Source organism: Lysobacter enzymogenes (assembly GCF_900106525.1).
GTDB classification, from domain to species: Bacteria; Pseudomonadota; Gammaproteobacteria; order Xanthomonadales; family Xanthomonadaceae; genus Lysobacter; species Lysobacter enzymogenes.
In genome coordinates this window covers 804,199-827,313 of the sequence record NZ_FNOG01000001.1, presented here as the reverse complement: position 1 = coordinate 827,313, position 23,115 = coordinate 804,199, and the positions used below count along the sequence as shown (strand labels likewise).

General features: G+C 70.1%; 14 protein-coding genes. 2 read left to right on the top strand and 12 right to left on the bottom strand.

The window, feature by feature from the left end; genetic code table 11:
- Nucleotides 1-3: 3 nt before the first annotated feature.
- The 10 genes from BLU84_RS03550 to pilG all read right to left on the bottom strand — a co-directional run bounded on the left by BLU84_RS03550 (nt 4) and on the right by pilG (nt 18,695).
- Nucleotides 4-2,148: an ATP-binding protein gene (locus BLU84_RS03550; protein WP_074862939.1), complete on the bottom strand. Its 2,145-nt coding sequence runs from the start codon at nt 2,146-2,148 to the stop codon at nt 4-6.
- A 66-nt stretch (nt 2,149-2,214) separates the two neighbouring features.
- Complete coding sequence (locus BLU84_RS03545; RefSeq protein ID WP_074862937.1) at nt 2,215-3,354, bottom strand: OprO/OprP family phosphate-selective porin; 1,140 nt, start codon at nt 3,352-3,354, stop codon at nt 2,215-2,217.
- Between the two features lie 709 nt (nt 3,355-4,063).
- The gene (locus BLU84_RS03540; protein WP_074862935.1) at nt 4,064-5,209 is read right to left on the bottom strand and encodes an acyltransferase family protein; all 1,146 of its coding nucleotides are present in this window, start codon (nt 5,207-5,209) and stop codon (nt 4,064-4,066) included.
- Nucleotides 5,206-5,784 (bottom strand): chemotaxis protein CheW, encoded by a 579-nt coding sequence (locus BLU84_RS03535; RefSeq protein ID WP_083382281.1) that lies wholly within the window; start codon nt 5,782-5,784, stop codon nt 5,206-5,208. Before BLU84_RS03535 ends, BLU84_RS03540 begins: the two co-directional genes overlap by 4 nt.
- 180 nt (nt 5,785-5,964) lie before the next feature.
- Nucleotides 5,965-8,124, bottom strand: coding sequence for a chemotaxis protein CheB (locus BLU84_RS03530; RefSeq protein ID WP_139174594.1), 2,160 nt, complete (start codon nt 8,122-8,124; stop codon nt 5,965-5,967).
- The gene (locus BLU84_RS03525) at nt 8,117-15,112 is read right to left on the bottom strand and encodes an Hpt domain-containing protein (protein ID WP_074862931.1); all 6,996 of its coding nucleotides are present in this window, start codon (nt 15,110-15,112) and stop codon (nt 8,117-8,119) included. Before BLU84_RS03525 ends, BLU84_RS03530 begins: the two co-directional genes overlap by 8 nt.
- A 175-nt stretch (nt 15,113-15,287) precedes the next feature.
- On the bottom strand, nt 15,288-17,306 hold the full coding sequence (locus BLU84_RS03520) for a methyl-accepting chemotaxis protein (RefSeq protein WP_074862929.1): 2,019 nt from the start codon (nt 17,304-17,306) through the stop codon (nt 15,288-15,290).
- Nucleotides 17,307-17,361: 55 nt separating this feature from the next.
- Nucleotides 17,362-17,901: a chemotaxis protein CheW gene (locus BLU84_RS03515; protein ID WP_074863320.1), complete on the bottom strand. Its 540-nt coding sequence runs from the start codon at nt 17,899-17,901 to the stop codon at nt 17,362-17,364.
- Nucleotides 17,902-17,911: 10 nt separating this feature from the next.
- Nucleotides 17,912-18,277 carry a response regulator gene (locus BLU84_RS03510; RefSeq protein ID WP_074862927.1) on the bottom strand — a complete coding sequence of 122 codons (366 nt, stop codon included), beginning with the start codon at nt 18,275-18,277 and terminating at the stop codon, nt 17,912-17,914.
- A 19-nt stretch (nt 18,278-18,296) separates the two neighbouring features.
- Nucleotides 18,297-18,695, bottom strand: coding sequence for a twitching motility response regulator PilG (gene pilG, locus BLU84_RS03505; RefSeq protein WP_031372856.1), 399 nt, complete (start codon nt 18,693-18,695; stop codon nt 18,297-18,299).
- Between the two features lie 333 nt (nt 18,696-19,028).
- Between pilG and gshB the strand changes: the two genes are divergently transcribed.
- Nucleotides 19,029-19,991 carry a glutathione synthase gene (gshB, locus tag BLU84_RS03500; protein ID WP_074862925.1) on the top strand — a complete coding sequence of 321 codons (963 nt, stop codon included), beginning with the start codon at nt 19,029-19,031 and terminating at the stop codon, nt 19,989-19,991.
- A complete protein-coding gene (locus BLU84_RS03495; protein ID WP_074862924.1) occupies nt 19,988-20,872 on the top strand; it encodes an energy transducer TonB in 885 nt (294 codons plus the stop codon). Before gshB ends, BLU84_RS03495 begins: the two co-directional genes overlap by 4 nt.
- Nucleotides 20,873-20,999: 127 nt before the next feature.
- Here BLU84_RS03495 and BLU84_RS03490 read toward each other — a convergent pair whose 3' ends face one another.
- Together BLU84_RS03490 and tsaB are read right to left on the bottom strand one after the other, a co-directional pair.
- Nucleotides 21,000-22,145 carry a hypothetical protein gene (locus BLU84_RS03490; protein WP_074862922.1) on the bottom strand — a complete coding sequence of 382 codons (1,146 nt, stop codon included), beginning with the start codon at nt 22,143-22,145 and terminating at the stop codon, nt 21,000-21,002.
- A 67-nt stretch (nt 22,146-22,212) separates the two neighbouring features.
- Nucleotides 22,213-22,932: a tRNA (adenosine(37)-N6)-threonylcarbamoyltransferase complex dimerization subunit type 1 TsaB gene (gene tsaB / locus BLU84_RS03485; RefSeq protein WP_074862920.1), complete on the bottom strand. Its 720-nt coding sequence runs from the start codon at nt 22,930-22,932 to the stop codon at nt 22,213-22,215.
- Nucleotides 22,933-23,115: the final 183 nt, after the last annotated feature.

Here is a 23,115-nt window from a genome sequence, read left to right as displayed (position 1 = left end):
GCCTCAGAACGTCAGTTGGAAATCGCCGCCTTCTGCCGTCGCCGCGGCCGGCTTGGCCTCGGCCACCGGCAGGCGGATGCGGAACTCGGTGTAGGCGCCGACCTTGGTCGACATCGAAATGGTTCCGGCCATCGCCCGCACCTGCTTCATGACCAGATCCATGCCGACGCCGTGGCCGGCGTCGCGGTCGCCGCTGTCGGCCGCGGTGGACACGCCGGGCTCGAAGATCTTCATCATCGCGTCGCGGTCGCTGAGCGCCTGCACTTGCTCGGGCGTGTAGCGCCCGGACCCGGCCAGCGCCGCGCGCACCCGCGCCACGTCGATGCCGCGGCCGTCGTCGCGCACGCTCAGTTCGATCTGGCGGCTGCCGGCGTCGGCGCTGCGGAACACGATCGACCCGGCCGCCGGCTTGTCCAGCGCGGACCGCTCCTGCGCCGGCTCGATGCCGTGCGCGACCGCGTTGCGCAGCAGTTGCAGGCCGATCGCGCGCAACGCGGCGAGGGTATCCGCCGGCACCCGCTCCAGGCCGTCGAGCTGCATCTGCAATTGCACCTGCTTGCCCTGTTCGCGGGCGATGCGCTCGGCCAGGCCGGCCCAGCCTTCGACCAAGCGCTGCGCCGGCGTCACCACGACCGGCGCGCGCGCATCGTTGCCGCCGGAGATGCGGTCGAGGAACTCGCGGATCGTCGTCGCGCACTCGAACATGTCGTCCAGGTGCACGGTCATCTTGACCATGTCGCCGCCTTCGACTTCGCCGCGGTCGCGCAGGCTGATCAGGTCGACCTCGAAGTTGTGCGCCAGCGCTTCCAGCATTTCCAGGTTCAGCGCCGCCGCCTCGCTCTTGAGCGAATGCACGTCGCGGAAGATCGCGTTGACCAGTTCGACGTAGTCGGTGCCGCCGCGGCGGCCGGCGGCCTGGCGCAGGTCGTCGTTGATGCGCTCCAGCACCACGCCGATGCGGTGCAGGAAGAAGCGCACTTCGCTGGAGTCGCGGCTGAGCACGCGCAGCAGGCTTTCCATCTCCTCGCGGGTGCGGGTCTTGGCCGCGGCGATTTCCTGGGTCAGGCGCACCCGCTCGGTCGCGTCGGACACCGTCACCAGCAAGTGCACGGTGTCGTCGCCTTCCTGCACGCGGTTGAACTGGAAGTTGAGGTAGCGCGGCTGGGCCTGGCCGCGGCCGTCGCTGCCGCCGGCCACCGGCACTTCCGACAGCGGATTGAGGCTGGCGACCAGGTTTTCCTTGACTCGCTTGCCGAACAGCAGGCCGAGGTAGTCGCGGGTGGCTTCCAGGGTCTGCGCGCTCACCATCGGCCGCATCAGCTCGATCAGGTTCATGCCGGGCTCGACCCGGCGCTGCATGATCTGCGGCAGCGATTGCGACATCCGGTCGCCGATGACGAAGTCGCCGGTCACCAGGAACAGGCCTTCCTTCACCGTCGCCAGGATGTCCAGGGTCTGCTTGCTGGACCGGGCCACCGCGCGGTCGCCGGCGCGCAGGCGGCGCAGGGCGACGAACACAGTGAACAGGAAGTTCAGCAGCAGCGCGAGCGCGCCGCCGTACTGGACCTGTTCCAGGGTGCGGGTGTTTTCCTCGGTGCGGCGCTGCACCGCGTCGATTTCCTCGCCGTACAACTTGAGCATGGGTTCGACCACGTTCAAGCCGTGGGCGACCGCTTCGGACACCACCGCCGCGGGCGCCTCCGGCGCATCCAGCACGCGCTGGATGCGCTCCTGCCACGGCCGCCACAGCTTGTCGGCCTGCTCGTTGGCAGCGATGAACTCCGGGCTGTAGCGGGTGTTGTCCAGCGGCTGGCGGGCCGGTTCCTCCGGCAGGCGGCCGCCGTCGCGGAACACCACGATGGTATGGCTCACCCGCTCGGAACGTTCGCGCAGCATTTGCAGCGACTGCGCCGAGGGCGCCTTGCCGTCCTTCTGGTCGCGCTCCATGGTCATCAGCGCGCGCAGCACCAGCTGGGTCGAGGTTCGCTCGGTACCGGCAAGGTCGCGCATGATCACGCGCTGGGCGATTTCCGTGTTCAAGCGCACGCTGACCACGGTGGTGACCACGGCGATCAGCAGCGAGATCGCCACCGCCACCACGATCGCCGCATAACGGCTCCAGAAACTCCTGCTTTGTTCCGTTTGCATGTCATTCCCCAAATGAGCATGACCGGCCCGGCCTGGGCCGTGGATGCGCGACCCGCGTCGCGCCGATCAGAAGTAGATTTGCGCGCGCAACTGCGCGATTTCCGGATCCGGCTCGACCCCGCGCCGCGACGCATCGGCCCACACGTAGTTGAACTGCAGCTTGAAGTGCTGGCCCAGGTACCAGTTGGCGCCGAAGGTCCAGTCGCTCTGGCGGCCGCCGATCGCGCTGCCCGGGTCGTTGAGGTCGATGTGCGAATAGCGCGCGGCCAGTTCCACCGCACCCCAGTCGCGGCTGGGCTTGAGGTTGCCGAACGCGGCGCTCTTGTAGCTGCGCTTCTCGCCGGTCAGCACCCACGACGCGGCGAGGTAATAACCGTCGGCGCTGTAGTCCGGCGCGCCGTAGCGGTCGATGCCGATGCGCAGGTATTCGCTCTGCACCAGCAGCGGGCCGCGCTGCCAGATCGCTTCCAGGCCGAGCCGGCCGATGCCTTCGACCCGGTTCAGCGCGCCGGTGTCGACCAGCCGCCGCGCGGTCAAAAACGCTTCCGGCCGCACCTGCACGCGCAGGGTGTCGTCTTCGCGCTTCTCGTTCGACGCCGACAGCCCCAGGTGCAGGATCTGCGTATCGTCCTTGATCGGGTTGAACACCACGCGGCCGCCCAGGGTGCGGCCCTGGTTGTCGCCGAGCAGGTCGCCGCCGGCCTGGACGGCGAGATTGAAGTACCAGTTCGGCACCTTCTCGTACGTCCAGTCCACGCCGAGGCGGCGGCCGGCGTAGAACGCGGTCACCGGCATCGCGCGCTCCATGAAGGTGGTGGCGGCGGTGCCGACCGCGCTTTCCTCGTAGCCCACCGGGGTCTTGAACTGGCCGATGCGCAGGTCGCCACCGGCGCCGGAGATGCGCACGAAGTTGTCGAGCCACACCTCGTTGCGGAAGTCGTAACCCAGCGCCAGCTCGAACACGCCCGACTTGCGCACATAGGCGCTGAGTTCCTGCCGGCGCCAGGCGTCGTCGTCGACGAAGGACGCATCGTCGAAGCGGGCGTAGTCGTAGCTCCAGTTGCCGCGCAGCCCGGCCTCGATGCCCGACTCGCTCACGACCTTGACCGGCCAGTCGCCCAACAGGCTGTAGCCGCCGTCCGCAGCCCACGCCGGCGACACCGCCAGCAACGACAGCGCACCCAGACACACTCGTTCGAATCGCATGCAGCCCCCTAGGCCTTAACTGGACATCGATGCCGGCGGGCTGGAACGATCGCGGCGGGCGCCGCGTCGGCATGACCGACGCGGCGCCTTTCGCACGGTGCGGCCGGCACATGCGACGAGCGCGAGTACGCGCCGGCGCCGTGCCGCTCCCCCTCCCCTTGCCCCCTGTTTTCGCGATGCGCAACGTGCTGTACGTCGCATCGCGAAACATTGCTTGTGGCGTCCACGATAGCGAGGCGACATCGGCTTGTCCAGCCGAAAAAAACTCGATGCGCCGCAGATGCACACGACTGATGCGATTTGCGCGCAGGCGTTAAACCGATGCGGTGCCATCGGCATGTCGAAGCATTCGGATCGCCATCGCGGCGCGCTTGCGTCGCGTGGTGCGCGATCGCGTCGGCCGCAACCGGCGGCGCATCAATGCGCTACCGCATTGAAGCCGGTCTTGGGCAAGATTCGCGGGCACATGAGTCCGGCGCGGGGCCCGGCGAATGCGGCACGCATAGCGCAGTAAGCCGGCACGCCGAAGCGGCCCAGACTTGTTCGAACGAAAAAAGTTGCGACGCGCTGGTTACAGCGCCAACTAAAACGTGATGCTCATCACGTGTTGTTCATTTTGAGCGCGAACGTCCGCGCCTGATTTGCGCTCGACAGGCACGCAAAATGCGTGGATTCGCACAGCGGCCTCGTCGGCAACGGCAGCGTCCGCCTAGATCTTGAAATAGATCCTGCGCGCATCCAGCGCGCGCACCACCAGCCACCACAGCGCGACGAAGGCCAGCGCGAACGCCAGCGACGGCAGGTAAGGGCCGAAACGCGGCGTCATCCAGTCGGCGAAACCGTGGCGGTAGATCGGCTCCAGCCAACCCAGGCCCATCAGCAAGTACAGCAGCAGGGCCGAACCGCCGTAGGCGGCGATGGCGTTGACGCCGAAGGCGCGGCCCAGCGGCGGCCAGCCCTTGCGGTCGATCAGCACGTGGCACAGCGCGAGGATCCAGCACGACCAGCCGCCGGCCCACAGCACGTAGGCCGGAGTCCACAGGTTCTTGTTGATCGGCTGCGCCAGGTCGAGCGCGGCGCCGGCCAGCAGGCCGGCCGCGCCCGCGAGCAGCAGCGCGCGCACTTGGCCGCGGCGCAGCCAGTCGCCGGCGCGCAGGCCGACCAGCGTGGTCGCCAGCGCGCCGAGCGTGGACACCAGGCCTTCGGGATCGTGGCCGCGGCCGCTGGCCGGGTCGATCTGGTAGACGTGCGCGCCGAGGATCGAAAAATCGATGCGGCTGGCGATATTGACGAACGGCGCGTAGCTGCCGCCGACGGCGAGCAGGACGAAATAGCCGGCCAGCAGCGCGCCCCACAACGCCCACTGCGCGCGCGCCGACAGATACAGGGCGATGGCCGCGGCCGCAGCGAAACACAGGCCGATGCGTTGCAGCACGCCGGGCAAGCGCAGGTAGTCGCGATCGGTCACCCACATCGCGATCAGGTGCAGCGCCAGGCCCAGGCCGAGGATGCGCAGCGCGCGCCACAGCGCCGGGCGCAGCAGCGCCGGCGCGGGCGTGCCCGCGTCCAGGCGCGGCAGCATCGCCAGCGCGATCGACGCGCCGACGATGAACAGAAACATCGGGAAGACCAGATCGGTCGGAGTGAAGCCGTGCCAGTCGGAATGCAGCAGCGGCGCGTAGACGTGGCTCCAGTCGCCGGGGTCGTTGACCAGCAGCATCGCCGCGACGGTCAGCCCGCGCAGGGCGTCGACCGAGGCGTAGCGCTTGAGCGCGGGCGAACGCGCGGCCGCGTCCGGTTGCGGCGCCGGCGCGCGCGCAGCGGCGTGCGTTGCGGGCGCCGCGGCCTGACTCACGCCGCTTGCGCGAGCGCTTCGCCGATCATCGCCTCGACCGCTTCCAGGTCCGGCAGCAGCGCGGCATCGTCGTTGAGGCGGACCCGCGCCTGCACGCCCAGCGGCATGACTTCGTCCTCGCGGCTCTGCAGGTACAGGCCGGAGGCCGACACGGTGACCAGGCGCGGGAAGCCCTGGGTCAGCATGGCGAAATACGGCAGGCGCGAAGCCGCGCTGAGCGCCTTGAGCACGACCACCTTGCTGCCCAGCCCGCCGGGTTCGCGCGCCAGGCCCGACAGTTCGCCGAAGGCGATCATCGGCAGGTTCCAGCCGCGCCAGCGGATCTGGCCGAGCAGCCAGCGCGGCGCGCCGGCGATCGGCGCCGGCGGCGCGTACGACAGCACCTCGGCGATGGTCGCGTTGGGCAGCAGCAGGCGCGCGCCGGCGACCTGGACCAGCACGCCGCGAATGTCGATGGGCGGCGCGCCGTCGTTGGACGTGGCGCCGTCGCCGGATGCGGCGCCGTCGTCGCGCGCGATGTCGTCCTGCGCGCCGTCGACCGGCTCAGCGTCGTTGTCGGGGATCGAATTGGACATCGCGCTTTCCTCGCCGCCGCATGCGGCTCATGACTCGGCCCCGCCGCGCGGGGCCCGTGAACGGTGACGGCGGCACGCGCGCCGCCGCGGAACATTCTGCACTGCCTGCGCCGGCGCGCCGCGCATCGCGGCGTGCGTCGGCGGCTCCGCGGCGCGCCCGCAGGCCGCCGCGGACGCGGGTCAGATCGGGCTTTGCCGCGACCAACGCGCCGCCAGGCGCGCGGCCAGATCGGCCGGCTGCCCGCCGAGCGCGCCGCGCGCGATCGCGGCGCTGGCCGCGGCGGCGTCGTAGCAGCCGTCCGGCGCTTGCCCAGCGACCAGCGCGCCCTGCGCGGCCAGAGCCATCGCCGCATCCACCTGCGCCGCTTCGGCGCCGCTGAACAACAGCACCGCGCTGTCGCCGGCAGGCAGCGCGGACAACACGTCGGCGCCCTCGGCGAACTGGATGCCGCTGTCGGACACCTCGATGCCCAGCCCCGCCGGCAGGATGTAGATCACGCCCTCGATGGTGCGCGCGCCGGCTTCGGCCAGCTTCACCAGCACCGGGGTGGCGCGCTGCATCTGCGCGACCAGCTTGTCGTAGCGGCCGCCGTCCAGGCGCTGTTGCACCAGCACCGGACGGTCGAAGTTCTCCGGCAGCGCGCCGAGCAACTGGCGCACCGCGTCCGGGCCGCCGATGCCGGCCAGCACCAGCACCGCACCGCCGCGGCCGCCGCCAGCGTCGGCCGGCGTGTCTTCGACCAACTCCAGGCTGGAGATGCGGCGCTCGATGTCTTCCAGGTCGTGGCGCGGCGGCGGCGGCGCGTGCGCGCCGCTCTGGCCGGTCGCGGCCTCGACCAGGCTGGTTTCGTCGGCGAACGACCAATCCGGCACCGACGGCGCCGCCGGCGCGGGCGCCTTGGGCTGCTGCGGGACGGCTTCGTCGCTGGCGAAATCCAGGGTGGTTTCGAACTGCGTAGCGTCGAACGCCGGGAGCGGCGGCGGCGTGGCCGCACGGTTCTCGTCGGCGTCGTGCGGCGCGTCGGGCTCGTGGGTCGCGAACGCAGCGTCGAGGTCGACCAGCTCGCGCACTTGGCCCGGCGCCGGCGCACGCCACATTTCCAGGTCGCCCAGGCCGGCCTCGTCGAGCGGCGGCAGCGCGGCGGCGTCGCCGTCGGCCTGCCAGTCGTGGGCCTGCGCGTCGTAGGGGCGCGCCTCGCCGGGAACCTGGTTCGAGTAATCCTCGGCTTCCAGGCTCAGGTTGGAGAAATCGAAATCGTCGCCGCCGCGCGGCTGCGACGCTTCCGGCTCCAGGCCCAGGGCCTGGCGGGCGAAGAACTCGCGGGCCTCGTCGGGCAGTTGCGGCGGCTGCGTCAACACACGGTCGCCGGCCGAACCGATCGGCGCGACGCGGTCCAGTTCGCCCAGCGATTCGCTGGCGAACGACAGCGGATCGGCCGGCGCTTCGGCCGAGACCGGATCGAAGCTGACGTGCGACGCGGGCGCCGGCAGCAGTTCGTCGGCATCGTCGTAGGCCGGCAGCGCTTCGACGGCTTCGATTTCTTCGATCTCGCCGAAGTCGGCGGCGTCGAAAGTGGCGGCGTCGAAAGTGGGATGGGACGAGTCGGTGCGCTCCGGCTCGACGGCCGGCGTTTCCAGGCCGATCGAATCGAGGCTGGCGCTGTCGAGGTCGTTCGCATCCAGGGTATCGGTGGCGGCGGCGATGTCGCCGGTCGCCTCGAAGTCGATGAAGCTCACGTCCTGGCCGGCTTCCGGCGCTTCGGCGTCGGCGGCGAAATCGAGGACGTAATCGCCGGCATCGGCTGCGACTTCATGCGCGGCCGGCTCGGCGGGAGCAGCGGGCGCAGCCAACTCGGCCGCACCCGGACGCACGAACGCCAGCACGTTGTCGCCCGCCACCGGCTCCTGCGCCAGCGGCGAACCTTCGTGCGCCGGCTTGTGGAAGCCGTCGGCCTGCAAGGTCGGCGGCGTTTCCGGCTCGGGCTCGCGGCCCGGCGGCAGCACGTCGTCGTGGCGATGCAGCTTGGCGCTGAGGTGGCGCGCCCAGCGCGCCGCGTCCCAGCCTTCGCGCGCGGCGGCCAGTTCGGCCTCCTCGAAGATCACTTCGATCGACGGATCGACCAGCAGGTTCTCGAACCGGTCCAGCGCATCCTCGGAGGCCGGATCGAGCACGACCACGACCACGTCGGGATCGGCCGCGTCCAGCGCCTTGGGATCGAGCACGGTCGGATCGCCTTCCAGCACCAACTGCGCGCCGGCCTCGGCCAGCGCTCCGCGCAGGCGCTCGCAGGCTACGCCCGCGCGCGCCAACAACACTACACGACGATCGCCGTCAGACATGGGGACGCGCGATTCCCAGCAATTCGAATACGTTACGGATCAATTCCGGCTCCTGGTAAGGCTTGCCGAGATAGCGTTCCACGCCGATCTCGAACGCGCGCTGACGATGCTTCTCGCCGCTGCGCGAGGTGATCATCACGATCGGCACATGGCGCAGGATCGGATCGGCCTTCATCTGGGTGGCCAATTCGTAGCCGTCCATGCGCGGCATCTCGATGTCGAGCAGCATCAGGTCGGGCACGCGCTCGGCCATGCGCTCCAGCGCGTCGATGCCGTCCTTCGCCGTGGCCACTTCGAAGTTGTGGCGCTCCAGCACGCGACCGGTGACCTTGCGCATGGTGACCGAGTCGTCGACCACCATCACCAGCGGCACCTTGCGCGCTTCCATGTGCATCGTCGGCGGCGGCGCGCTCTGGGCGAAGTCCAGCAGCTGCGCGGTGCGGCGGCGCACCAGCGGGGCGACGTCGAGGATCACCACCACGCGGCCGTCGCCCATGATGGTGGCGCCGAAGATGCCCGGCACCGAAGCGATCTGCGGACCGACCGGCTTGACCACGATTTCGCGGTTGCCGATGACCTGGTCCACCGATACCGCCGCGCGCAGGTCGCCCGAGCGGATCAGCAGCAACGGCATCTGCAGCTGGCCTTCGGCCTTGGCCGGCGCGTGGCCGACCAGCACGCCCAGGTCGTGGACGTGGTAGTCCTCGCCGCCGTAGCGGTAGGCCACCTCGCCCTGGTCGAGCACGTCGCGCGACAGGCGGCCGACGCCGCGCACCGAGGCGATCGGCACGGCGAAGGTGGTGTCGCCGATGCGCACGAACACCGCCTGGGTGACCGCGAGCGTCTGCGGCAGGCGCAGAGTGAAGCGCACGCCCTGACCGGGCGTGGACTGGATGTCGAGCGCGCCGCCGAGCTGGCGCACTTCGCTGGCGACCACGTCCATGCCGACGCCGCGGCCGGCCAGGCGGCTGACCTCGTCGGCGGTGGAGAAGCCCGGCTCCAGGATCAGCATGTCCAGGTCGGAGTCGGACAGCACCGCATCGCTGCGCACCAGCCCGCGCTCTTCGCCGCGACGGCGGATCGCCGCGCGGTCCAGGCCGGCGCCGTCGTCGGCGACTTCCAGCACGACTTCCGAACCTTCGCGGCGCACCGCGATGCGCACCGTGCCTTCGTCGGTCTTGCCCGAGGCGCGGCGCTTGGCCGGGGTTTCCAGGCCGTGCGCGACCGCGTTGCGCAGCATGTGTTCCAGCGGCGCGGTCATGCGCTCGAGCACGTTGCGGTCGAGTTCGCCCTGGGTGCCTTCCAGCTTCAGCGCGACCTGCTTGCCCAGTTCGCTCGAAGCCTGGCGCACCACGCGGCGCAGGCGCGGCAGCAGCGTATCGAACGGCACCATGCGCGTGCGCATGAGGCCTTCCTGCAGCTCCGAGCTCACCCGCGACTGCTGCAGCAGCAGGGTTTCGTACTGGCGGGTCAGATCGTCGAGGGTGATCTGCAGGCTGTTCTGGTCGGCGGCCGATTCGGCCAGCGCGCGCGAGAGCTGCTGCAGGGTCGAGAAGCGATCGAGCTCCAGCGGGTCGAACGAATGCTCGGGCGAGTCGCCCTCGCGCTGGTAGCGCGCGATGATCTGCGCTTCGGTTTCGATTTCCAGACGGCGCAGCTGGTCGCGCATGCGCAGGTTGGTCTGGGCCATTTCCGCGATCGCGCCGCGGAATGCGCCCAACTGCTGCTCCAGGCGGGCGCGGTAGATCGCGACCTCGCCGGCGTAGTTGACCAGGCGGTCGAGCAGGTCGGCGCGGATGCGCACCTGTTCCTGCGGCGCGCGCACGCCGATGTCGTCGTCTTCGCCCAGCGGCTGCTCGAGGATCGGCGCCGACAGCGGCTTGAGGCCGTTCTCGTCGACTTCGGGCTGCGCAGGCGCGGCGGTCGCGGCGGCGGTGTCGCCGGCGTCGATCGTGAGTTCGCCGCGCGAGCGCGCCTCGAACATCGCGATCAGCTCGGTCGGCATGGCGATGGCCTTGCGCTGACCGACCCGGGTGACCATCGCGTGCAGGCGGTCGAAGCCGCGCTCGAGCAGGGCGACGCTGTCGCGGCCCAGTTCGGTGCGATGGTCGACCACCGCTTCCAGCAGCGATTCCATGACGTGGCCGAGTTCGCCCACGGCCATGATGCCGGCCATGCGCGCGCCGCCCTTGAGGGTGTGCAGGTCGCGCTGCATGCCGACCAGCAACTCGCGCTCGCCCGGCGTTTCGCGCAGCTGCGCGAGCAGGCCGTCGGAATGGTCGAGCAGATCGCCGCCTTCTTCGACGAAGATGTCGACCAGTTCGGGATCGAGCTCGCTCAGGTCCAGCGCGTCGTCCGGATCCGGATCGGCGTTGGCGGCCTTGGCGAACGCGGCGGCCAGCGCGGCGGACACGCCGGCGATGTTGGAGCCGGACACCGCAGCGCCGCTCGCGGCGACCGCGGGTTCGGCTTCGTCGTTGGCGGCGGTGTCGGCCGGCTGCGCGTCCACGCGCATGCCGTCGAGGTTCGCCGGTTCGTCGCTGTGCTCGCGGGCCAGACGCTCGGCGGCGTAGTCGGCTTCGAGGCGTTCGTATTCCAGGCGTTCGGCTTCGGCCTTCTCGGCGGCGAGGCGTTCGGCTTCCAGGCGTTCGGTTTCGGCTTGCTCGGCGGCGACGCGTTCGGCTTCCAGGCGCTCGGCTTCGGCTTGCTCGGCGGCGACGCGCTCGGCTTCCAGGCGTTCGGCTTCGGCTTGTTCCGCAGCGACGCGCTCGGCTTCCAGGCGCTCGGCTTCGGCTTGCTCGGCGGCGAGGCGTTCGGCTTCCAGGCGCTCGGCTTCGGCCTGCTCAGCGGCGAGGCGTTCGGCTTCCAGACGCTCGACTTCGGCCTGTTCGGCGGCGAGGCGCGCGGCTTCGGCTTGCTCGGCCGCCAGACGTTCGGCTTCGGCCTCGGCGGCGTACTGCGCTTCCAGGCGCGCGTACTCCTGGCGCTCCTCTTCGGCGAGGCGCTCGGCTTCCAGGCGTTCGGCTTCGGCCTGTTCGGCGACGGTGCGCTCGGCGACGAGGCGTTCGGCTTCGGCACGTTCCGCTTCGGCCTGTTCGGCGGCGAGGCGTTCGGCTTCCAGGCGCTCGGCTTCGGCTTGTTCGGCGGCGACGCGTTCGGCTTCCAGGCGTTCCGTTTCGGCTTGCTCGGCGGCGAGGCGCTCGGCTTCCAGGCGCTCCGCTTCGGCCTGCTCGGTGGCGATGCGCTCGGCTTCCAGGCGCTCGGCTTCGGCTTGTTCGGCGGCGAGGCGTTCTGCTTCCAAGCGCTCCGCTTCGTCCTGCTCGGCGGCGACGCGTTCGGCTTCCAAACGCTCCGCTTCGGCCTGCTCGGCGGCGACGCGTTCGGCTTCCAGACGCTCCGCTTCGGCCTGCTCGGCGGCGACGCGTTCGGCTTCCAGACGCTCCGCTTCGGCCTGTTCGGCGGCGAGGCGTTCGGCTTCCAGACGTTCCGCTTCGGCTTGCTCGGCGGCGACGCGTTCGGCTTCCAGACGCTCCGCTTCGGCCTGCTCGGCGGCGACGCGTTCGGCTTCCAGACGCTCCGCTTCGGCCTGCTCGGCCGCGACGCGTTCGGCTTCCAGACGTTCCGCTTCGGCTTGCTCGGCCGCGAGGCGCTCGGCTTCCAGACGTTCCGCTTCGGCCTGTTCGGCGGCGAGACGTTCGGCTTCCACACGCTCCGCTTCGGCTTTCTCGGCCGCGATGCGCTCGGCTTCGGCGCGTTCGGCCGCGGCCTTCTCTGCCGCTTCGCGTTCGGCGCGCGCGCGCGTCTGGTCGCTCTGGCCCAGCGAGCCGGCGAACGAAGCGAAATCGATGGTGAACTCGGACGTGCGACGGCCGTCGCTGCGGCCGACCGGCACGTCGGCGGTGCCCAGGCCTTCGCCCTGGAACGCGCTGAGGTCGTTGGCGCTGAGTTCGACCACGCCCTGGCCGATGGCCGGCGCGTCGTCGAGGTCGAGCTCGTCGACCGGCATCGGCGCGCGCGCGTCCGGCAGGCTGTCGCGCAGCGCGGCGAGGCGCTCGGGCAGGCCGAGGAACATCGGCACGTGCGGGCTGGCCGACTTCAATGCTTCGATCGTGGTGCGGATCGCCGCGGCGACCGCGCCCATCGCCGCCACGCCCTCGGCGCTGGCCGGCGCGCCGCTGGCGAGCAGGCGCTTGACGTAGGCTTCGGTGGGACCGGTGACGTCGGTGATGACCGGCACTTCGGTCATCGCGAAGGCGCCGTTCATGGTGTGGATCGAGCGCTGCAGCGCGTCGTTGGCCGGCTGCGGCTGCACGCGCGAGGCGTCCAGCCAGGATTCGATCGTGACCAGGTGGCCGGCGACTTCGCCGTCGAGGATTTCCAGCAGCACCGGATCGACCGAAGCCGGCACGTACGGGCCGGCCGCGACGGGCTTCGCAGCTTCGGCGGCTTGTTCGATCGCGGCGTCGGCCGCGGCCTGCGCCGACGGCGCGGCCGGCGGCTGATAGAACGCTTCCTCACCGCTGGCGAGCAGGTCGGCGTGCGCTTCCATGCCGGCGATGTCGACGCTCAGCGGCGCTTCGTTGCGCAGCGCGGCGTAGAAGCTCGGCAGCGCGCGATAGGCGTGGTCGACCAGGTCCAGCACTTCCGGGCTGGCGACGCGGCCGTGCTCGCGTACGCGGTTGAGCAGGTTTTCGATCTTCCAGCTGAACTCGCCCAGGGTCTTGGCGCCGACCAGGCGGCCGCTGCCCTTGAGGGTGTGGAAGACGCGCCGCACCGGCTGCACGCGGGCCAGATCGTCCGGCGCTTCGCGCCAGGCCGGCAGCAGTTGTTCGAGGTTGCCGATCTCTTCCTCGAATTCCTCCAGGAAGATCTCGCGCACTTCGTCGTCGATGTCGTCGACCTGTTCGAAGCCGCCGTTGGCGCCTCCGGACGGGATCAGGAACGACGGCGGCGCCGACGGCACCGCTTCGACCAGCGCGGTGTTGACCAGACCGCCGGAAACGCGCTCGGTGAGGTCGGCCGGTTCGGCGGCCGGCGGCCGCGACGGATCGGCGTCGAACGCCGAGGTGTACTGGGCGGCGCCGTGCTCGGCGTCGAGCGCGCGCGGCTCGCCGTCGGCGCGCTGCGGCGCTTCGATGTCGGCCAGGCCCCACTCGGGCGCGACCGGAATCTGCGGCGGCGTCTGCGCGGCCGGCGCTTCGGCGCTGGGCTCGGACGCGGCGGGCGCGACCGCGGCGGCGTCCTGCGCCGGCGCGACGTCGGCCGGCGCGGCGGCCGGCTCGACCCGGACCACGTCCGGCAGCGGCCAATAACGCAGCGCTTCCAGGCTCTGGCGGGCGATGTCGAGGATGTCGTCGCGGTTCGGGCGCTGCTCGCGCAGCGCTTCGAGGTAGTACTCCAGGCTGGCCAACGCATCGGCCAGGGTGTCGAGCTGCTGGCCGCTGGGCACGCGGCGGCGGCCGATCAGTTCGACTTCGGTGTAGCGCTTGACCCCGGTGAGGTAATCGGCGGCCAGCGGCAGCTCGATCATGCGCAAGGCGCCGGCGACTTCGTCGAGCACGCGCGGCACTTCGCTGAGTTCTTCGTGATCCCACTTGGTTTCGACGAAGGCGACGAAGGACTGGCGGGCGTCGCCGAAGTTGGCGATGGCTTCGCGCGCGACCACGTCGAGCACCTTGCGCGCCTCGCCGGCAAGCAGGTCCTCGTCGCCCTTCTCGTCGGGCAGGCCGAGGCGGCTGACCTGGTCGTCGAGCGAGGCGTCCACGTACAGCAGCGCGCCGGCCACATCGAGCAGGGTGCCTTCGTCGGCGGCGCGGCGGCCGTCGACGATGTCGTTCATGGCGTCGCGCTGCTGCAGCACGACGGTGCGGGCCATGCCCAGTCCCATCATGCCGAGGGTGTCGCTGACCCGCGCCAGGGCTTCGACCTGCGGGCGCAGTTCGCCCGGGTCGGTCTGGTTGGTGCGCAGGTGCAGGTCGAGCGCGTCCTTGACCCGCAGCAGGTCTTCCTTGATCGCCGCGGCGACGGTGTCGAGCAGCGCGCGGTTGCGGCCGCTGAGGCTGCCGCGGGCGTGTTCGAGTTCGGATTCGCTGGGCAGGTGCGCGGCGAGTTCGAAGGTCTGGCGCAGGTCGTCCAGGGCCGGGTGGCGGCCGTCGCTGTGGGCGACGTGATAGAGCAGTTGCCGGGTCGGCTCGGCCGCGGGCTCGCCGCGCGGCGCGCTGAAGCCGTCGTCGGACAGCATCTGCCGCGCTTCGCGCTCGACCCCGCCGAAGGCCTGGCGCAGCGCGCGGGTCGGCGGCAGGGCGCCGTCGCGCACCGCGTGGGCCACAGCCGAAGCCACCCACAGCATGCGCCGCACCGGTTCCAGCACGGCTTCGGCGAGCAGGCCGTCGATGGCCGCGGCCAGTTGCACGGCCTTGCCCGGCGCGCCGTCTTCCGGCCACGCGCTCAGCGCTTCGCGCAGCGAGGCCAGATGCGGCGCGCTGGCGTTGCGGCCGCCGGCCGCGCCGACCGGCAGCGGCGGCGGCAGGTGCGCCGGCAGCGGACGGTCGAGGTTCGGCGCGAACAGCACGCTTTCGTTGAGCCCGGATTCGCCGCGGGTGGCGCGCAGCTCGTTGAGCAGCGGCAGCAGCACGATCGGGATGTCGCGGTGGCCGCCTTGCAGGCGTTCCAGGTAATCCGGCAGCAGCACCACGCCGCGCATCAGCGCCGCGCAGGCTTCGTCGCGGTCGTGCACGCTGCCCTGCTGCAGGGCCAGCGCCAGCCGCTCCATTTCCTCGGCGACCATCGCCGGGGCGTACAGCTCGACCATGCGCAAGGTGCCGTGCACCTGGTGCAGGTGGTTCGCGCATACGCGCATGCGCGCGGCGTCGGCGGGATCTTCGGCGAACGCCTCGATCTCCTGGCGCGCCTGGCGCAGGGTTTCGTCCAGCTCGGGCTTGATCCAGCCCAGCGTGGTGGTGTCGATCGCTTCGCGCAGGGCGGTCATGGCGCGCTCCGCCCGTCGGCGCGGCCGCGTCGGAGACGCGGGGCGTGGCTCAGCCAGCGATGTGTCGGACGCTTCATCCTCGGTACAACCCTATTCCGTATGTCTGTTCCGGAGCCGCTTGCCGCTGCCGCCCTGCACCTGCCACGCCTGCGCTTCAAGCGGCTCCTGCCCGCGCTCAGGCCGGCAGCTTGAAGTCGGCCACCGAACGGCGCAGGTCCGCCGCCAACTGCGCGAGGTTTCCAATCGACGCGGCGGTCTGGTTGGCGCCCTGCGAGGTCTGCGAGGTGATCTGCTGAATGGTGTTCATCGTCTGGGTGATGTTCGAGGCTGCGCTGGACTGCTGCTGCGCGGCGCTGGAAATGCCCTGAATCAGGTTCGACAAGTCCGACGACACCTTTTCGATCTCGCCCAGCGCGGTGCCGGCGTCCTCGGCCAGGCGCGCGCCGGCGACCACTTCGGAGGTCGTCTGTTCCATCGAGCTGACAGCTTCGTTGGTGTCGGACTGAATTGTCTGGACCAGCGTCTCGATTCGCTTGGTTGCGTTGGACGCGCGTTCCGCCAGTCGCTGCACTTCGTCGGCCACCACCGCGAAGCCTCGACCCGCTTCGCCCGCCGATGCCGCCTGGATCGCCGCGTTGAGCGCGAGGATGTTGGTCTGTTCGGAGATGTCGTTGATCAGTTCCACGATCGAGCCGATTTCCTGCGAGCTCTCGCCCAGGCGCTTGATTCGCTTGGAGGTCTCCTGGATCTGATCGCGGATCGAGTCCATGCCTTGAATCGTCTGCCGCACCACGCCCGCGCCCTTGGTCGCGATCTGCACCGAGCGCTGCGCCACGTCGGCCGACTCGGCCGAGTTCTTCGACACCTGGTCGATCGAGGCCGCGATTTCGCTGATGCGGTCGGACGCGGAGTTGATCTCCTGCGCCTGGTGTTCGGCCGCCTCGGCCAGGTGCATCGCGGTGGCCTGGGTTTCCTGCGCGCTGGAGGCGACCTGCACCGAGGTGTCGGTAATCGTCTGCACCAGGCTGCGCAGCTGTTCGACCGCGAAGTTGATCGAGTCGGCGATCGCGCCGGTCATGTCCTCGGTGACGGTGGCCTTCACCGTCAGGTCGCCTTCCGCGAGCGAACCCATTTCGTCCAGCAGGCGCATGATCGCCTCCTGGTTTCGGTCGTTGAGTTCCTTGGTGGTCTGGTAGCGGCGCTGCTGGGCGTAGTTCAGCGAGAACAGCAAGCCGGCGATCGCGACCAGCGCGCCCAGGCCGGAGATGATCGAGACCCAGATGTTGCCCAGGATGCTGGTGTCGCTCATCGAGCCGAACGAGGTCAGCGCCGAGAACAGCGACTGGCTGTCGGCGAGCATCTTGTCCGAGCCGCCGGTGATCGATTCGGCCGCGGCCTGGGCCTGGAACAGGTCCTTGGAGCTGGCCGAGATCGCGTCGAGGTCCTTCTTCATCTCCAGCCACAGCGCCTCGGCCTGGCCGAGCGCGGCCAGCGCGCCGCCGTTGCCCAGGGCGTTGACGCCGAAGGACGAGTCGCCCTTGCGCAGGCCGGTGAGGATGTTGCCGAACACGATCGCGTCGCGGCCGAGCGCTTCGCCGGCCATGCCGGCGCCGCTGCCGCCGGCGCGGATTTCGGTGATGCGGCGGGCCATGGTCGCCGACAGCACCATCTGGCGCAGGGCGATGTAGACCTGCGAGGACGGCGAGCCGGAGGCCGACATCGCGCGCACCAGTTCGTCCAGGCGCGCCTGCAGCTGCGGCACGCGGCCGGAGAAGCTGTCGGCGTTGGTCGCCAGCGCCAGCACCGCCTTCTCCGAGGCGAGCACCTGGTCGGAGCTCTTGCCCATCGGCTCCCAGGTCTTGGTCGCCGTCTCGATCGGGCCGGACACGTTGGCGGTGTTGCCGTAGTTGTCGTTGAGCGACTTGATGTCGCCGTCGATGGCCGACTTGGTGGTCTTGAACGCGGCGAACGCGTCCTTGTTGCCGCCGACCGCTTCGCGCGCCTGCACCGCGAGCTTCTGCGAGTTCACCTGCAAGCGCGAGGCCGCCGAGCTGGCGCCGCCCAGGCGCGCGGCCTGCCAGGTCGCATAGCCGGTGTTGAGGCCGAACACCAACACCGATATGCCCAGCACGATCAGCCAGGTATTGGCGCCCAGCATGCGGCTCTTGCCGGCGTTGTCCATCACAGTGCTCATGGTTCGGGAACCTCGGGTGTACGTGCGTGCGGTCTTGTTGGAGGAAGCGGCTGCGTCAGGCCGCTGCTTGTCGGAATTCGGGGGTGCGGGCCAGGCGCTCGAGGCTGAAGACGCCCCAGGCGTGGTCGTCCACGCGGTAGGCGCGCTCGACGAAGTTGGCGTAACGGCCCGAGGTCAGCGCCTGCGCCTGGTCCAGGTCGAGCAGGTTGTGCTCGTGGAAGCTGCGTTGGCCGAACAGCTCGTCGATCAGCACCGCGACGTCGCCGCCGGGCTGGCGCACCAGCAAGATGCGCTGGCCTTCGTGCAGCACGGTGCGCTCGCCCTCCAGGAACTGCTTGAGGTCGACGATCGGCAGCAGGCTGCCGCGCACGTTGGCCACCCCGAGCATCCACGGCTGCGCCCCGGGCACCTGGGTGACCTGCGGCAGCGAGAGGATTTCCACCACCTCGGCGAAGGTCGAGGCGAGCCGGCGCGCGCCGATGCGGTAGCCGACGCCGCGCCACAGGCCGGGCGCGTCGAGCTGTTCGGGCAGACCGGCCACGTGCGCCAGCGAACGGCGCTCGTAATCGCTCAGCACATCGAACGGCGTCTTCAAAATCATCGTTTCACTTATCCAGCAATTCTTTGATCCGCGCGATCAGATCGTCCTCGCGCGGGGGTTTGACGATGTAGTCGCGCGCGCCCTGGCGCATGCCCCAGGCGCGATCGGTCTCCATGCCCTTGGTGCTGACGATCAGCACCGGGATCTGCTTGGTCTGCTCGTCCCGGCTCAGCGCACGGGTGGCCTGGAAGCCGTTCATGCCCGGCAGCACCACGTCCATCATCACCAGGTCGGGCAGCTCGCGCTTGGCCGCTTCGATTCCGTCCTCGGCACTGCCCGCGGCGAACACCTCGTGACCGTTGCGTTGCAGCAGTTGGGTCAACACCGCGGTATCCGTCGGCGAGTCCTCGATAAGCAGGATGCGTGCCATGGTGTGCCCTACCCCCCGGTCAGGCGTGTACGTGCTTGCGGATCGCGTCGAGGAGCTCCTCGCGCGTGAATGGCTTGGTCAGGTATTGCTCGGAACCGACGATGCGGCCCCGCGCCTTGTCGAACAGCCCATCCTTGGAGGACAGCATGATGACCGGCGTGCCCTTGAACAATTGATTGTTCTTGATGAGCGCGCACGTCTGATAGCCGTCCAGACGCGGCATCATGATATCCACGAAAATGATCTGCGGCTGTTGGTCGGCGATCTTGGCCAACGCTTCGAATCCGTCGATGGCCGTGACCACCTCGCATCCTTCGCGCTTCAACAGCGTCTCGGCGGTTCGACGGATGGTCTTGGAATCGTCGATCACCATGACCCTGAGACCATCGAGGCTGCCGCTACGAACCTCGTCGAGCATTCTTTGTATCCCCCATTGCAAACGCCTTGAAATCCCCGGGGCGTCGCGAAGCCGTCTTTATTTCAAGCCGCACGCAGGCTGTCAAGCGCGCGTTTCGCGCCCGGAAACTGAATACGCATGCCGCACAGATCACAGGACAAAAACTCCGGGCATCACACTTCCCCGGATGCCGCTTCCCTCGGCTAAGCCATCGTCCTGTCCCGCGCAAGGCGGTCGACCTGATCGCTGCGTGTCGCAAATGGACGCTGCACGGCCGTTTGCGACCCCTACATCATGACAGATACCGGCGACCTGCCTGCTACCATCCCGTCAATCTTTGAGGATTCCGTTGCCATGCCGTTGGACATCGTCGTCGTGATGGACCCGATCGGGTCGATCAAGATCGCCAAGGACTCTACCTTCGCCATGTTGCTGGAGGCCCAGCGCCGCGGCCACCGCCTTTGGTACGTAGCGCCCGGCGGGCTGAGCCTGGACGGCGGCAGCGCACGCGCCAAGGTAGCGCCGGTACGCGTGCGCGACGATAAGAACGGCTGGTTCGAATTGGGAGATTGGTCACAAATCGAACTCAGCAGTGCGCACGTGATCCTCATGCGCAAGGATCCGCCGGTCGACGCCGAGTACCTGCACGACACCCAGATCCTCTCGGTCGCCCAGCGTGCCGGCGCGTTCGTGGTCAACGATCCGCAGGGCCTGCGCGACTACAACGAGAAGCTCGCCGCGCTGCTGTTCCCGCAGTGCTGCATCGACACCCTGGTGAGCCGCGACCCGGCCGAGCTCAAGGCCTTCGTCCAGCGCCACGGCCAGGCCGTGCTCAAGCCGCTGGACGGGATGGGCGGGCGCTCGATCTTCCGCGCCGCCGCCGGCGAGGCCAACCTCAACGTGATCCTGGAAACGCTCGGCGACGGCGGCCGGCATCTGGTGATGGCGCAGAAATTCCTTCCCGAAATCGCCGACGGCGACAAGCGCATCCTGCTGGTCGACGGCGTGCCGGTCGACTACGCGCTGGCGCGGATCCCGCAGGGCGACGAGTTCCGCGGCAACCTCGCCGCCGGCGGCCTAGGCTGCGGCCGCGCGCTGAGCGAGCGCGACCGCTGGATCGCCGCCCAGGTCGGCCCGGAAATGCGCGCGCGCGGCATGCTGTTCGTCGGCCTGGACGTGATCGGCGACTACATGACCGAGCTCAACGTCACCAGCCCGACCTGCATCCGCGAGCTCGACGAACAGTTCGGCCTCAACATCGCCGGCCTGTTGTTCGACGCGATCGAGGCCCGCCTGTCGGCCGCACGCGCCGCATGAGCGCGGCCGGCGTTCCGCACCTGCCCGGCGGCGGGTTGGCCGAGCCGCAGCGCTTCAGCGCGACCATGGTGCTGTCGGTGCTGGTCCACGGCATCCTCCTGCTCGGCGTCGGCTACACCCTGGAGAAGGCCGCGCCGGTGGTGCCGACCCTGGACGTGATCCTGACCCAGACCCAGACCGCGCTGACGCCCAAGCAGGCCGACTTCCTCGCCCAGGCCAACAACCAGGGCGGCGGCGAGCACGACAAGAGCACCCGCCCGCGCGACAACCAGTCCGGCCCGGCGCCGCAGGCCGAGGCCGGCGTGGCGCAGATGGCGCTGCGCGCGCAGTCGCCGGCGGCGCAGGCGCAGCCGACCGCGCGCGTGGTCAGCAGCACCCGCGGCGAGACCGTCGCGCCGCGCGAGCGCCTCGCCCAGACGCCGACCGAGCGGCCGCTGCCGCCCGGCGAACGCAAGATCGAGCACGACATCGAAATGGCGCGGCTGGCGGCCGAGATCCACATGCGCTCGGAGCGCTACGCCAAGCGCCCGACCCGCAAGTTCGTTTCCGCCAGCACCACCGAGTACGCCTGGGCCGGCTACCTGCGCGAGTGGGTCGACCGGGTCGAACGGGTCGGCAACCTCAACTACCCCGACGAAGCGCGCCGGCGCCGGCTCGCCGGGCAGGTCGTCATCAGCGTGGCGGTGCGCCGCAACGGCAGCGTCGAGCGCGCCGACATCGTGCGCAGCAGCGGCATCGCCCTGCTCGACGCCTCGGCCCTGCGCATCGCCAAGCTGGCCGAGCCGTATGCGCCGCTGCCGAAGACCGAAGAGAACCCAGACATCCTGCACGTGACCCGGACCTGGAACTTCCTGCCGGGCGGGTCGCTGGTCGACGAGTGAGGCGCCGCCGCCTCAGCGGCGCGGGCGCCAGCGCGCTCACGTACGGTTCGAGGCTGGCCCCAAGGCGAAGACGAACTCGGCCATCCGCCGCTGCAACGCAGCGACGTGGGCGCCGATCGGCGCGGCCTTACTTCAACGCCGGACCGGGATGCGCCTCGACCTGCTTCCACGGCACCAGCGACCACTCCGGATACTCGCAGGCGCGCGCGACCCGGGCGAAGTACGGGCCGAGGTAGAGGCCTTCGGCGGTGAGGTACCAGATCGAGGTGCCCCAGACGTCGGGATCGGAATAGTCGCAACCCTCTTCGTCCTTGGGCTTCGCCATCTCGGCCGGATGCAGCCGCGTCAGCGTCTTGATCGTCCAAGGCACCAAGGTCGACTGGCGGTACTCGCTCAGTCGCTTGTAACCGGGGCTGTCGTAATCGCCGCGGCCGGCGCTGCGCGGCGGCGCGCCCTTGCCGAGCCAGAGCACGTCCTCCAGCGCCAGTTCGCGGCCGCTGCGCACGTCGATGGTCAGCGGCGAATCGCCGAAGTCCGGGTGCGCGCCGCCGCAGTAGTAGCTGGTCATCAGGCTGAGGCTGAGGAAGCGGCGGTCGAGCAGGCGCGGGGTGACGGTCTGGTCGAAGTCGCTCTCCGGCGCGGAGGTGCATTGCAGCGCGTCGACGGCCGAACGCCACAGACGCTGCTTGAGGATCGTGTTGACCCGGCCGCGCGCCGGCTGGTCGACGCCGGATTCGACGGTGAACAGTTCCATGCCGGTGCGCGGCTCGCGCCACCATTGCAATTGATGCCCCTGGAACTGCTGGGTCTTGGATTTTTCCAGCGCCAGTTCGCTGACGCGCAGCGCATCGAAGGCCGAGGCGTCGTCGCCGGCGCGGCGGTAACGCTCGCCGTCGCGGCCGGCGCGCAGGGACGCGATGTCCACGCGCTGCAGGCGCACCGGCAGGCTGCGCTTGCCGGCGCGCCACTGTCCTTCCAGCGCATCGCCCTTCGCGCTCAGTTCCCAGCGCTCGGTGGTCGCGCCCTTGCGGTCGAGTACCTGCAGATGCAAGCCCTTGTCGTCGCGCTTGCCTTGCAGTTCCAGGTCGCGCAGGTGCTTGAAGTAGAAGTACTGGCCGTAGACCTCGTCGCCGCTGCCCTGGTTCAAGCTCAGCGCCACCGGCAGCGTGCCGACCGTGCCGCGCCAGACTTCGGCCGGTTCGGACGCGGACGCAGGCGCGCACAGCGCCATGGCGGCGCAACACGACAACGCGAGCAGGCGCAGCGATTTCATGGTTCGTCCTTGAGCGTGAGCGGAAAGAGGTTGGTCTGCGGCCAGAGGCAGCAAGCCGGCGCCGCGGTTACGACGAGCGCGCCCGCAGCGCGGCCTGCTCGGCGATGGTGAGGGCGACGTTGTTGCGCAGGTAGGCCGGCTCGATGCGTTCGGGCGCGACGGTTTCGCCGCGCGCATAAGCAGCCGCGGCCAGCCGCGCGAGGTCGGCGGCGTGCGGCAGCGCCTCGGCGTCGATCGCGGCGAAGCGCGCGCCCAGGCGCTGGCGCAGCGCGCCGTCGGCGGCGGCAAAACCGGTGCCGACGCCGAGCCAATCGGTTTCGTTGCCCGGCAACTGCGCGGCGTCGGGCGCGAGCACGGCTTCGGCGTCGAGCGCGAACGGTTCGCCGTCGCGCAGTTCGTAAGCGGCGGTGTAGATCTCGCCCATGCGCGCGTCGATCGCGCTGAGCACGCGCTGCGGACCTGCGCCGCCGGCCAGCGGCTGCGCGCGCAGCGCCAGCACGGCCAGGGTCGAGACCGGGATCACCGGCACGTCCAGGGCCAGGGCCACGCCCTGGGCCAGGGCGATGGCCAGGCGCACGCCGGTGAACGCGCCGGGGCCGCGGCCCAGGGCCACGGCGTCGAGTTCGCGCCGCTTCACCCCGGCCTGCGCCAGCAGTTCTTCGGCCCAGGGCAGCGAGAGTTCGGCGTGGCGGCGCGGCGCCAGTTCGAAGCGCTCGCGCACGTCGCCGTCGAGCCACAGGGCGACGGAGCAGGCTTCGGTGGAGGTTTCGAAGGCGAGGAGTTTCATCGGGGCGATTATCGCGCGGATGGGCGCCGATGGCGTGAGCGGGGCGGCAGGGCGGCGGAGACCAGCGCTCCCAACCGACCGTCATTCCCGCGAAGGCGGGCTCGGCTTTACTTCGGCGGAGCCGAACATCCAGAGACTTCAAGCGCTCTCGCACGAAGAGCCCTGGATTCCCGCCTTCGCGGG

Excerpts from the sequence above, each read along its gene's own strand:
- BLU84_RS03545 (WP_074862937.1), bottom strand. The coding sequence starts at position 3,354 with ATGCGATTCGAACGAGTGTGTCTGGGTGCGCTGTCGTTGCTGGCGGTG.
- BLU84_RS03525 (WP_074862931.1), bottom strand. The coding sequence starts at position 15,112 with ATGACCGCCCTGCGCGAAGCGATCGACACCACCACGCTGGGCTGGATC.
- BLU84_RS03535 (WP_083382281.1), bottom strand. The coding sequence starts at position 5,784 with ATGTCCAATTCGATCCCCGACAACGACGCTGAGCCGGTCGACGGCGCG.
- tsaB (WP_074862920.1), bottom strand. The coding sequence starts at position 22,932 with ATGAAACTCCTCGCCTTCGAAACCTCCACCGAAGCCTGCTCCGTCGCC.
- BLU84_RS03495 (WP_074862924.1), top strand. The coding sequence starts at position 19,988 with ATGAGCGCGGCCGGCGTTCCGCACCTGCCCGGCGGCGGGTTGGCCGAG.
- BLU84_RS03530 (WP_139174594.1), bottom strand. The coding sequence starts at position 8,124 with ATGTCTGACGGCGATCGTCGTGTAGTGTTGTTGGCGCGCGCGGGCGTA.
- BLU84_RS03510 (WP_074862927.1), bottom strand. The coding sequence starts at position 18,277 with ATGGCACGCATCCTGCTTATCGAGGACTCGCCGACGGATACCGCGGTG.
- pilG (WP_031372856.1), bottom strand. The coding sequence starts at position 18,695 with ATGCTCGACGAGGTTCGTAGCGGCAGCCTCGATGGTCTCAGGGTCATG.
- BLU84_RS03490 (WP_074862922.1), bottom strand. The coding sequence starts at position 22,145 with ATGAAATCGCTGCGCCTGCTCGCGTTGTCGTGTTGCGCCGCCATGGCG.
- gshB (WP_074862925.1), top strand. The coding sequence starts at position 19,029 with ATGCCGTTGGACATCGTCGTCGTGATGGACCCGATCGGGTCGATCAAG.
- BLU84_RS03520 (WP_074862929.1), bottom strand. The coding sequence starts at position 17,306 with ATGAGCACTGTGATGGACAACGCCGGCAAGAGCCGCATGCTGGGCGCC.
- BLU84_RS03550 (WP_074862939.1), bottom strand. The coding sequence starts at position 2,148 with ATGCAAACGGAACAAAGCAGGAGTTTCTGGAGCCGTTATGCGGCGATC.